The following is an 11242-nucleotide window of genomic DNA, read 5'->3' as shown; positions in this document are numbered from 1 at the left end:
CAGACAGTGGGGTCGCCTTTTCTTTGCTTACTTTCTTTTGGCGAAGCAAAAGAAAGTAAGTCGCCCGCCGGGGCGAGACCCGGCCAGCAGCCCTCGCAGGGCTAAAGAAATCAAGCAGCCTTCCGCTGCTCCCCCCCAGGCACAGCAGCAATCAGGCTGCGCGTATACGGATGCTGCGGCCGGTCCCAGATGTCCCGGTGACTTCCGGTCTCCACGATCTGGCCCTTGTTCATCACCATCACGCGGTCGGCGATGTAGCGCACCACCGACAGGTCGTGCGAGATGAACAGGTACGACAGCCCGAAGTCCTCCTTCAGCTCCACCAGCAGGTTCAGGATTTGCGCCTGCACCGACACATCGAGCGCCGACACCGGCTCGTCGAGCACGACCAGCGAAGGCCGCAGCACCAACGCACGTGCGATGCCGATGCGCTGCCTCTGCCCTCCCGAGAACTCGTTCGGAAACCGCCGCCCCGCGTCCGCCGGCAACCCCACGCGCTCGAGGATGGCCGCGATGCGGTTGCGCCGCTCCGCGCGGTCCGACACGCCGTGCACCTTTACCACCGACTCGATGATGTCGAACACGCTGCGGCGCGGGTTCAGCGACGCGTACGGGTCCTGGAACACCATCTGCACACGACGCCGCCAGGGCTTGAGCGCCTTTTCCGGCAGCGACGCGATGTCGGTCCCGTCGAACACGATGCGCCCCGACGCCGGGTTCACCAGCCGCAGCAGCGTGCGCGACAGCGTCGACTTGCCGCAGCCCGACTCGCCCACCAGCCCGACCGTTTCCCCCGCGCGAATGTCGAACGACACGCCGTCCACCGCATGCAGCACGCCACCGCCCCGCTTGGGGTAGTCGGTGCGCAGCGCCTGCACCGACAACAACGGCTCCCCCGCGGCAGCACGCACGGGCAAGGCGCGCACGGTCGAACTCGGCACGGGCACGTGCAACGCGAAGTCGCGCACACCGGTCACGGGGTCGAGCCGCGTCTGGATTTCCGGCAGCCGCGCATCGGCGTAGTGCAGCGAGCTGCCCGCGTGCAACGACGCGCCGAGCAGGCCGCGGGTGTACGCATGCGCGGGCGCGGCGAAGAGCTTTGATGTGGGCGCCTCCTCGACCTTCTCGCCGCCGTACATCACGGCCACGCGGTCGGCCCATTGCGCGACCAGGCCCAGGTCGTGCGTGATGAGCAGCAGCGCCATGTCGAGCTCGCGGCGCAGGCCGTCGAGCAGTTCGAGAATCTGCGCCTGGATGGTCACGTCCAGCGCGGTGGTGGGCTCGTCGGCCACCAGCAGGCGCGGCTTGCAGGCGACGGCCATGGCGATCATCACGCGCTGGCGTTGGCCGCCCGACAGGTTGTGCGGGTGGTCGTCGATGCGCTGGTGCGGCTCGGGAATTCGCACGAGGTCGAGCAGCTCGATGGCCCGCTTGCGTGCCGCGAGCGCCGAGAGCTTTTCGTGACGCCGCAGCGTTTCCTCGATCTGCGCGCCGATGGTGTGCACCGGGTTCAGCGAGGTCATCGGCTCCTGGAAGATCATCGCGATTTCGCGGCCGCGCACTTCGCGCAACTGCGCCGGCGACAGCGCGAGGATGTCGCGCCCGTCGAAGTGGATGTTGCCGCGCAGCACCGCGCCGGGCGCGAGCAGCCTCAGCAGCGCGAGCGCGGTGGTCGACTTGCCGCAGCCCGACTCGCCCACGAGCGCCAGCGTTTCGCCGCGCTGCAGGGTCAGGTCCAGGCCTCGAACCGCCTGGATGGGGCCGTTCGATCCGTGAAAGAAAACGTCGAGGCCGCGTACGTCGAGCAGCGGCGGGGTGGTGGTGACTGGGTCTAGTGCCATTTCAGTGGGCCCGAGGATTTTTGGTTCTGTCCTTCAGGACGGGTAAACAGGCCGGCGCGATCGTGCCCTGAACGACTGCCACGCAAACGAACCGACGAACCGTTCTTCATCTCAACGCCCCCGCAACCGCGGGTTGAACGCATCGTTGAGCCCATCGCCCACGAGGTTCAACGCCAGCACCGTCAGCACGATGGCCCCACCCGGCAACGCCGTGAGGTACCACGCCGTGCGCAGCAGCTCGCGCCCCTGCCCGATCATGCTGCCCCACGACACCGCGTTCGGGTCGCCCATGCCCAGGAAGGACAGCGCCGACTCGATGAGGATGGCGCTCGCCACCAGCACCGACGTGGTCACGATCACCGGGGGCAAGGCGTTGGGCAGCATCTCCTGGAAGATGATGCGGGCGTGGCTGAAGCCCTGGCTGCGGGCGGCGAGCACGAACTCGGTTTCGCGCAGCGCGCGGAACTCGGCGCGCACCAGCCGCGCAATGACCGGCCACGAGGCCAGGCCGATGGCGAACACGATCACCGGCACCGAGGGCTGGCCGATGGCCACCACCACGATCACGAACAGGAACGAGGGCATGGTCTGGAACAGCTCGGTGATGCGCACCAGCACGTCGTCGATGCGGCCACCGAAGTAGCCGGCGGTGGCGCCCACGAGCACGCCGATCACCAGGCTCAGCACCGCGGCCACCACGCCCACCGCGAGCGACACGCGCGCACCGTGCGCGATGCCGGCGATGACGTCGCGGCCCAGCGAGTCGCTGCCCAGCGGATAGGCCGCGTCCTGGCCCGGCCACAGCAGCGGCGGCGCGACCATGTCGAGCGGGTCGCCCGGGTAAAGCCACGGCGCGAGCAGCGCCAGCACGAGCATGAACACGAGCAACACCACGCCCGCCACCGCCGCAGGGTTGCGCAGGAAGGCGCGCAGCGCGGCGTGGCGGCTGGAGAGGGGCTTGGCATCGACCGCGGCCTTGGCGGCGACAGATGCAACCGGCGCAACCGGTGCTGCGGGCGGTTCGGTGCGACGCACTGGTGGATGCGCCGGCGGATGCGCCGGCGGATTCGCGATAGCGGAATCGAGTGTGAAAGGTGTGGACATCGAGCGCTTTGAAAGCCTGGAATTCGAGAGAAGAAGAAAAAGCAACCGCGGGTGCGCTTCAGCGCACCTGGATGCGCGGGTCGAGCCAGGCGTGCAGCAGGTCGACCAGCATGTTCGCCACGATGACCAGCAGCGACGACATCAGCAGCACGCCCAGCAGCACGGTGTAGTCGCGCCCCGCCACCGAGTCGAAGGCCAGGCGGCCGAGGCCGGGCCAGCTGAACACCGTCTCGACCACCACCGCGCCGCCCAGCAGCGTGCCGAAGTGCATGCCCGCCACCGTGGTGACCGGAATGAGCGCGTTGCGCAATATGTGGCGCAGATTGACCGTCCACGGGTGCAGGCCCTTGGCCTCGGCCGTGCGCACGAAGTCCTGCCGCGCCACCTCGAGCATCGCGGCGCGCGTGAGGCGCGAGAAGATGGCGATGTAGAACCCGGCCATGGCCAGCGCCGGCAGCACCAGGTGCCGCGCCACGTCGACCACGTGCGTCCACCCGGTGTAGCCCGCGCCGATGCTCTCGCTGCCGCCGGTGGGCAGCCAGCCCAGGTGCACCGAGAACAGCACGATGGCCATCAGCCCCAGCCAGAAGCCCGGCGTGGAATACAGCAGCAGCGCCAGCACCGAGAGCGTGCGGTCTTGCCAACGGCCCACGCGCGTGGCCATGACCGTGCCCGCGGCGATGCCGATGGCCAGCGCGAAGGCCAGCGCCGTGATCATCAACAACAGCGTGTTGCCCAGTCGCGCGCCGATGAGCGACACCACCGGCATGTTGTAGCGCGGAGAAACGCCGAGGCTGAAGTGCGCCAGGTTGTTCAGGTAGGCGAACAGCTGCTGGATGACCGGCAGGTCGAGCCCGAAGTGCGTGCGCAGCTGCGCCATGCTCTCCGCGGTGGCCGAGCCCGATTCGGCGGCCACCACGTCGGCGGCGTCGCCCGGAATCCACTGCATCAGGACGAAGTTGAGAAGAATCACGCCGATGACGGTCGGCACGGCCTGCCAGGCCGTGCGCACCAGCGTGCGGCTCGCGCTGCGCAGGTTCATGACGCTGCCGCCTCGCTGGCCTTGACCAGCCGGATGCCCACGTCGCCTTCGCGTTCGAGCTGCGCGACCAGGCCGATTTCCCAGTCCAGGTACTGCTGGAAGCCGGCGTCGCGCTTGGCCAGGTCGGCATGCGCGTAGGGGCTGTACCAATGGTCGTCGTCGCCGGTCAGCACGCCTTCGGGGCCGGTGGCGGTGGGCAGGCGCGCGGCGCTCCAGGCCTGCGTGCCACCCGCGATGGCGCGCACGGTGAGCCCGGTGCGGGCGGCCAGCTCGGCCGCCACGGTGCGTGCCAGCACGCCGTCGGACGACGTGAGCACCACGACCTGCGACGCGGGCAGGTCGGCGGTGAACTCCTGCAGACGGTCGGGCACCGCGAAGCGCGCGCCCGCGATGTGCCGGCGCTCGAAGGCCGAGCGGCGCTCCACGTCGAAGGCCACGGCCTTGCCGGCCTCCAGCGCCGCGGCGGCTTCGCGCGGCGCGATGTCGGGGGTGAAGGCCCGCAATGCCAGCACGCGCACCGGCTCGGGGCCGAGCACGCGCACGGGCAAGGCGGGCGGCGACAGCACGAACACCTCGTGCCCGCCCAGCTGCGCGAGCCACGCGCCGGTGGTCAGCGCGCGCACGCCGTCCCAGTCGGCCAGCACGATGCGCGCGCGCCGCGTGCCCACGTACTCGTCGGTGGCCTGCACCAGCTGGCCGCCCGGCGCCCAGCGCCAGCCTTCGAGGTGGCCGGCTTCGTACTCCTGGCGGGTGCGCACGTCGAAGCGGTACAGCGAGCGCTCGTCGGCCTCGGCCTCGGCCTGGAAGCGCGCAAGCGTGGCGGCGTCGATGCGGCGCACGCCGGCGCGCGCGGCCACGTCCTCGGCCCGCGCACGGGCGCTCTGGCGCGTTTGCTCGCCCGGCTCGGGCAGCGGCGCCGCACGGCCGTGGGCCAGCTCGCGGCCGGCCAGCAGCCAGGCCATGGTGCCGTCCTTGAGCGACACCACCTTGTTGGGAATGCCCGCGTCGATGAGCGTCTGCGCGCCCACGATGCTGCGCGTGCGGCCGGCGCAGTTCACCACCACCAGCGTCTCGGGCCGGGGCGCGAGTTCCTGGATGCGGTAGACCAGCTCGGCGCCCGGCAGGCTGTGCGCGAACGGCAGGCTGAAGTCGGCGAACTCCTCGGGCGTGCGGCTGTCGACCACCACGATGTCGTCGCCGCGCTGCACGCGGGCGTGCAGGTCGTCCACCGAGATCCAGGGCGTGTGCTTCTGGTGCTCGATGACCTCGCCGAAGGCCTTGCTCGGCACGTTGCTGCCGCTGAACAGCTCGTAGCCCGCCGCCGCCCAGCCTTCGGCGCCGCCGGCCAGCACCGACACGTTGCGCCAGCCCAGGCGCACCAGCTTGGAGGCGGCCTCGTGCGCGAGCGATTCGTCGGCGTCGGCCAGCACGATGCGGGTGCCGCGGCGCGGCACGAGCCGGTCGATCTGCACCTCCAGCCGCCACAGCGGCGCCGAGGCGGCCAGCAGGATGTGGCTGCGCACGAACACGCCGGTCTCGCGCACGTCGAGCAGCGCGATCTCCTCGCCGTCGGCCAGCGCGGCCTTCAGCGCCTGCGGTGTGGTGGCCGGGTGGCGGATGTTCTTGGGCGGCGCAAAGTGCCTGAAGCTGCCGCCCTCCTTGCCTTCGAACACCACGCGGCGGTCGAGCAGCTGCAGCGCGCGGCCATAGAAGTGCAGGTGGCGACCGTCCTGCCCGCCGATGAGCTCGATGGTGTGCACGTCGTCGGGCAGCAGCACCACGGCGCTGCCGGCGGCCACGTCGACGGTGGCGGTCTGCACCAGCGCGTCGCGCGCGGGCTCGGCGGTTTTTTCGCGGCGGTAGAGCACGTTGCGCTCGTTGCCTTCCACGCCGGCAATCACGGCCCAGGTGGTGTGGTCGTGCGGCGGCTGGGCCTTGCCCGCCAGGCCGGCCGACAGGTACAGCGCGAAGCCGCCGTCGGCGTCTTCGGCCAGGCGGTAGACCTGCGCGGGACGCGCCGCGTCGATGGGAAAGTGGGCGGCGGGGAACAGCGACTTCTGCTGGCCGAGCGCAATCAGCGCGTCGGCCACGGCCTGCAGGGTGGGCTTGTCGGCTGCGTCACCCTTATCAGCGAGCAGCCCGCGGGCCTGTGCCAGGAAGGCGTCGATGGCGCGCGCTCGCGCGCTGGCAATGTCGTTGCCCGCGGTTTCCACGGGGAGGTCGGAGAGGCTCATGGGGGGACTTTCTGGGGGGCAGGAAGGCAATTCGACAGTCAGGCTAAGCCGGCCACCGCGCGCGCCCAACGAAGTTTTTCTTCTACGCATATCCGGTTTGCTTCGTTGGACACGGCCGGCGCGGCTCCTAGATTGGCCGGCACATGACAACAAACTCCCCTCTTCTCGTCCCGGCCGCGCCGCGCCGCGCCATGCTGGGCGCGCTGGCGCTGGCCTTCAGTGGCTTCGGCGGCTTCAGCGCCCTGGCGCATGCCGCCGACGACGCGGCCGGCTTCCCCTCCAAACCCGTCCACATCGTGGTGCCCGTGGCCGCCGGCGGCAGCGCCGACAAGCTCACGCGGCTCATCGCGCAGGGCCTGACCGAGCGCTGGGGGCAGTCGGTGGTGGTCGAGAACCTGGCCGGCGCCAGCGGCACCATCGGCGCGGCCCGCGTGGCCAAGGCCCCGGCCGACGGCTACACGCTGCTGCAGCAGGGCGAAGGCCTGACGCTCAATGGCATTCTTTTCGACCGCCTGCCCTACGATGGCCAGAAGGCCTTCACCCCGGTCATCAAGGCGGTGGTGAACCCGCAGATCCTGGTGGTGAACCCCAAGACGGGCATCACCGACTTCCGCGACTACCTCGCGCGCGCCAAGGCTAGGCCGCAGTCGATCAGCCTCGGGCTGCCGGGCAACGGCGGCATCGCCCACGTGGCGCACGAAATGATCGCGCAGGACACCGGCGCGCAGGTCAACTACATCCCCTACTCCGGCGGCGGGCCGGCCACGCTCGACGTGCTGGCCGGCCATGTGGACGCCACGCTCATCACCCTGGCGGCCGTGACCGACCACGTGCGCGCCGGCAAGCTGCGCGCGCTGGCCGTGACCACGCCCTACCGCTCCGCCGCGCTGCCCGACGTGCCGACCATGGCCGAGGCCGGCCTGCCCGGCTTCTCGGTGGAAAGCTGGCAGGGCTACTTCGCGCCCGCGGGCACGCCCGCCGCGGTGGTGGCGAAGATCAACCGCGACATCGAGGCCGTGATCGCGTCGCCCGACACCCGCGCGAAGCTGGAAGACATGGGCTTCAAGGTGGCCGGCGGAACGCCCGCCGACATGGCGCGCACGCTGGCCGGCGAGCGCGTGCGCTACGCCAAGACCATCCAGACGGCGGGCATCACCTTGCGCTGACGCACTGCGCCGCGCCTCGCGCCCGCGGGGCACAAGGCGCGGCGCGGAGGGTCAGGCCGCCAGCTTCTGCGCCCCGCGCTGCCACAGTGCACTGGCGTAGAACTCCTCGCCGAAATCGGCCGGCACCTCGGCCCGGGTGCGCGCCTCGTGCAGCGCCAGGTCGGCGTGCAGCAGGTCTTCGCTGATGCGCCGCACCACCGCCGGCACATAGCCGCGAATGCTCGGCACATCGCCCAGCGGCAGCCCGGTAGTGGCAAAGCCGCCGGGGTTGTAGGTGTGGATGTCGCGCAGCCAGGGCGCGCTGCCCGGCGTTTTCTCGATGTATTCCAGGCCCGCGCCCAGGTACGGCGCGGCGCCCAGTTCGTCGTCGCGCTCGTGCGCCTCGGGCTGGTAGCGGTCGCGCCAGCGCAGCACCAGGTCGGCGATGCCGGCCAGCTCGGGGCGTTGCGAGAGCTCGTGCGTGTAGCCGGTGCCGGCGATCACGAAGTCGAAGTGAAAGCGCTCGTCGTGCACCGAGGCCACCACCTGCCGGCCCTGCACCTGCGCGCCCTGCCACGGCGCGCCCACGTGCAGGTGGAAGTTCGAAAAGGCCAGCACCCGCTGCACCGAATCGGGTGGCGGCGTGGTGCCCAGGCGGCGGTAGCGCGCCGCGTGGTGCCAGCGCGTGGCATCGGGCAGCGACAGGTAGTTGTCGTAGAAGCCGGGGTAGCCGCGCACGCGCGCCACCGGCGTGGCGGCGATGCGGTCGCGGCGCGAGAACAGGTGCACGGCCGCGGCGCCGTTTTCGAGCGCCACCGCGGCGGCATCGAAGGCCGACGCGGCACCGCCGATCACCGCCACGGTCTTGCCCGAGAGCGCCGCGAAATCGATCGCATGGCCCGTGTGGGCCGCCAGGCCCTGGCTCACGGCGGTCGACAGCAGCTCGGGAATGAAGGGCGCGCCGCTGCCGGCCACGCCGTTCGCAAAGATCAGCTTGCGCGCCGTTTCCGTGCGCGGCGCGCCGTTCACCTCCAGATGCAGCCTGAAGTGCGGCACGGCGCCGTCAGGCACCGGCTCGAAGCGCACCAGCCGCGTGTGGTAGCGCACCGTGGTGCCGGTGATGCCGCGGAACCAGTCGAGGTACGCGGCCCAGTCGGTGCGGCCGATGCGATCGATGGCGGCGTAGGCTTCCTGCCCGTGGCGCGCCTCGTACCAGGCCTGGAAGCCCAGCGCCGACACCGGGCCCTCGGGCCCGACCAGGTTCTTCAGCGTGCGCAGCTTGTGCATGCGCGCCCGCGTGAGCCACACGCCCGCCTGCGAGGCGCCCCCGGCCGCGTCGATCACGCTCACGCCGCCGATGCCCGCGCGCTGCAGCGCGAACGCGAAGGCGCTGCCGCTCTGGCCGCTGCCCACGATGAGCACGTTGTGGTCCACGCCTTCGTGCGCGGGCACCCAGTTGGCGGGCGCGGGGCCGAGCAGGCGCAGGGCTTCGTGGGCACGATGGTCGGGGTTCGATGGCGACGCGAATGTCATGGGCTGGAGGCTGCCGAAGGGCAAGCAGCGGAAGTACGGTGGAAGAAAAGTGCGGGCCCCGAAGGGCCCGCGAACCGTCGCCGCTTTCCGGCGACCAGGAGACACTCACCCTCGAAGGCAAGAGCCGCCATTCTTGGCCAACAGGCGCGCCGGCCCAAGCACGGAAAACGCATACGCTGATCCGTTTTCGTTCTTTGCGTTCGCGCGGCCGGCACGGCCCGCCCGGTACATCCCGGCCGCTGCCCGGCGCATCCAGTCCGCTGCATATGCAAGCGCGGTTTTCTTCGTTGATACACTGCGCCCGCGCTTCCTACGATGCGGGCCTCCCAACACTTCGAACGCTCCCGTGCCGGAGCGCGCCGCCATGTCCATCGAGTCGCCCTCCGCTTCCTTCGTTCGCGCCGTTCCTTCCAGGCGCCTGGCACTCAAGACGCTCGCGTCGCTCACCACCCTGGGCGGCCTCGGCGCCCTCGGCCTGGCCGGCTGCTCGCGCGGCGACGACAAGGGCGCCGCGGCCGGCGGCCCCGCCATGGTGAAGCAGGCCGGCGACAAGGTCGCCTTCAAGTACCCCGACAACCCCTCGTTCGACCTGATCTACCTGGCCGACCAGCTCGGCTACTTCGAGGGCACCAACACGCGCCCGCAGTACGTCGGCAAGATCGCCGCGCCGCAAATCATTCCGCTGGTGGGCACGGGCGAGATCGACTTCGGCAGCCGCATGGTGCCGCTGGTGATCTCGGCCATTGCCTCGGGCGCCGACCTGAAGGTGGTGGCCGCCGGCGGCAAGACACTGCAGGAGGCGCCGCACATGAAGTACTTCGTGCGCAAGGACTCCGGCATTCGCACCCCGAAGGACCTCGAGGGCAAGACCATCGGCTTCAACAGCTTCGGCGCCTGCGCCGAGTTCGTCACCAAGAAGTACCTGCGCCAGCACGACGTGGACGTGAACAAGATCAACTTCGTGGTCATTCCCGACGAGCAGGCCGAGCAGACGCTGGTCACGCGCAACACCGACCTGGCCATCATCCACGCGCCCTTCTCGGGCCGCGCCGAGAACGCCGACCAGCTGGTGCGCCTGTGGAGCGACTTCGACCTGGACGGCGGCCTGGGCGGCATGGCGCCCTACAGCGCGCACGGCAAGTTCATTCGCGAGCACCCGGAGGCCGTGCGCGACGTGGTCACCGCGCTGGCCAAGGCCGGCAACTGGGTCAACGACAACCCCGAAGAGGCGCGCAAGCTGGTGGCCAAGCGCATCAACATGGACCTGAAGAACGTCGACCGCTTCGCCTACGTGGACGACCTGGTGATCACCGAGCCACCGATTCAGTACTACGTCGACATATTGCAGTCCGAGGGCAAGATCCCGGCCGGCAAGGTGGCCGTGAAAGAGGTCTACACGAACGAGTTCAACCCGTACGCGAAGACCTGAGCGCCATGACGATCAAGATCACGGCCCACGGTGTGCGCATGGACTACGCCGCGCGCGGCGCCAGCGACCGCGTGCGGGTGCTCGAGGGTTTCGACCTCGAGGTGCGCGAAGGCGAATTTTTATCGGTGCTCGGGCCTTCGGGCTGCGGCAAGTCGACCTTTCTCGGCATCCTGGCGGGCCTGACCACGCGCACGGGCGGCCACATCGCCATCGACGGCCAGCCGATTGCCGGCATCAACCGCAACCAGGGCGTGGTGTTCCAGGGCTACGCGCTTTTTCCGTGGCTGTCGGTGCTCGACAACATCGCGGTCGGGCTGGAGATTCGCGGCCTGGGCAAGGCCGCGCGGCGGCGCACCGCGCAGGAGTACCTGGAGCTGGTGGGGCTGCACGGTTTCGGCGAGCGTTATCCGCACGAGATTTCCGGCGGCATGAAGCAGCGCGTGGCCATTGCGAGGTCGCTCGTCTACGAGCCCGACGTGCTGCTGATGGACGAGCCCTTCGCCGCCCTCGACGCGCAGACGCGCGAGGTGCTGCAGGGCGAGCTGCTGCGCATCTGGGAGCAGCACCGCAAGACCATCGTGTTCATCACGCATTCGCTGGAGGAAGCGGTGTACCTGTCGGACCGCGTGGCGGTGATGACGCAGCGGCCGGGGCGCATCAAGGACATCATCGACATTCCGCTCGCGCGACCGCGCTCGGCGGAGCTGCGGCACACGGCGGAGTTCGCGGCGTTGCGGCATCGGGCCTGGGAGGTGTTGAAGGATGAGGTGCAGTTGGGTTTGCGGCCGCGGTCGCTGGAAGGGGCCGTGTCATGAGGGCGCTCGGACTTTCTCCTTCCCCTTCCGGGGGAAGGCCGGGATGGGGGCACGCGGCCTTTGCAACGCCGCTGCAACTTGATACGCCGCTTGCCCCCA

Annotated in this window: 8 protein-coding genes; 3 read left to right on the top strand and 5 right to left on the bottom strand. The window is 70.2% G+C overall.

Going from position 1 to position 11242, the window contains the following annotated elements; translation table 11 throughout:
- Positions 1 to 110: 110 nt before the first annotated feature.
- From AB6807_RS37090 to AB6807_RS37075, 4 genes are all read right to left on the bottom strand, one after another.
- Positions 111 to 1841: an ABC transporter ATP-binding protein gene (locus AB6807_RS37090; protein ID WP_371088495.1), complete on the bottom strand. Its 1731-nt coding sequence runs from the start codon at positions 1839 to 1841 to the stop codon at positions 111 to 113.
- Between the two features lie 111 nt (positions 1842 to 1952).
- Entirely contained in the window at positions 1953 to 2876 is a 924-nt protein-coding gene (locus AB6807_RS37085) for an ABC transporter permease (RefSeq protein WP_371088494.1), read from the bottom strand.
- A 127-nt stretch (positions 2877 to 3003) separates the two neighbouring features.
- Positions 3004 to 3987 (bottom strand): ABC transporter permease, encoded by a 984-nt coding sequence (locus AB6807_RS37080; RefSeq protein WP_116913587.1) that lies wholly within the window; start codon positions 3985 to 3987, stop codon positions 3004 to 3006.
- Positions 3984 to 6221, bottom strand: a complete 2238-nt coding sequence (locus AB6807_RS37075; RefSeq protein WP_371088493.1) for a rhodanese-like domain-containing protein — start codon at positions 6219 to 6221, stop codon at positions 3984 to 3986. Before AB6807_RS37075 ends, AB6807_RS37080 begins: the two co-directional genes overlap by 4 nt.
- Positions 6222 to 6412: 191 nt before the next feature.
- Between AB6807_RS37075 and AB6807_RS37070 the strand changes: the two genes are divergently transcribed.
- The gene (locus tag AB6807_RS37070) at positions 6413 to 7387 is read left to right on the top strand and encodes a tripartite tricarboxylate transporter substrate binding protein (RefSeq protein ID WP_371088498.1); all 975 of its coding nucleotides are present in this window, start codon (positions 6413 to 6415) and stop codon (positions 7385 to 7387) included.
- 51 nt (positions 7388 to 7438) lie between these two features.
- On the opposite strand, the gene AB6807_RS37065 is transcribed toward AB6807_RS37070, so the two are convergent.
- Entirely contained in the window at positions 7439 to 8899 is a 1461-nt protein-coding gene (locus tag AB6807_RS37065; protein ID WP_371088492.1) for a SidA/IucD/PvdA family monooxygenase, read from the bottom strand.
- A gap of 364 nt (positions 8900 to 9263) precedes the next feature.
- On the opposite strand from AB6807_RS37065, the gene AB6807_RS37060 reads away from it, so the two are divergent.
- Both AB6807_RS37060 and AB6807_RS37055 read left to right on the top strand, forming a co-directional pair.
- Positions 9264 to 10328: an ABC transporter substrate-binding protein gene (locus tag AB6807_RS37060; protein WP_371088491.1), complete on the top strand. Its 1065-nt coding sequence runs from the start codon at positions 9264 to 9266 to the stop codon at positions 10326 to 10328.
- A gap of 5 nt (positions 10329 to 10333) precedes the next feature.
- On the top strand, positions 10334 to 11143 hold the full coding sequence (locus AB6807_RS37055) for an ABC transporter ATP-binding protein (protein ID WP_371088490.1): 810 nt from the start codon (positions 10334 to 10336) through the stop codon (positions 11141 to 11143).
- Positions 11144 to 11242 lie beyond the last annotated feature (99 nt).

Origin of the sequence: Variovorax sp. RCC_210, from assembly GCF_041355175.1 — a bacterium.
Taxonomy (GTDB): Bacteria; Pseudomonadota; Gammaproteobacteria; order Burkholderiales; family Burkholderiaceae_C; genus Variovorax.
The sequence above is the reverse complement of the archived record's forward strand: the minus strand, read 5'-3'. Positions and strand labels throughout refer to the sequence as shown.

Excerpts from the sequence above, each read along its gene's own strand:
- AB6807_RS37070 (WP_371088498.1), top strand. The coding sequence starts at position 6,413 with ATGCTGGGCGCGCTGGCGCTGGCCTTCAGTGGCTTCGGCGGCTTCAGC.
- AB6807_RS37090 (WP_371088495.1), bottom strand. The coding sequence starts at position 1,841 with ATGGCACTAGACCCAGTCACCACCACCCCGCCGCTGCTCGACGTACGC.
- AB6807_RS37055 (WP_371088490.1), top strand. The coding sequence starts at position 10,334 with ATGACGATCAAGATCACGGCCCACGGTGTGCGCATGGACTACGCCGCG.
- AB6807_RS37080 (WP_116913587.1), bottom strand. The coding sequence starts at position 3,987 with ATGAACCTGCGCAGCGCGAGCCGCACGCTGGTGCGCACGGCCTGGCAG.
- AB6807_RS37075 (WP_371088493.1), bottom strand. The coding sequence starts at position 6,221 with ATGAGCCTCTCCGACCTCCCCGTGGAAACCGCGGGCAACGACATTGCC.
- AB6807_RS37065 (WP_371088492.1), bottom strand. The coding sequence starts at position 8,899 with ATGACATTCGCGTCGCCATCGAACCCCGACCATCGTGCCCACGAAGCC.
- AB6807_RS37060 (WP_371088491.1), top strand. The coding sequence starts at position 9,264 with ATGTCCATCGAGTCGCCCTCCGCTTCCTTCGTTCGCGCCGTTCCTTCC.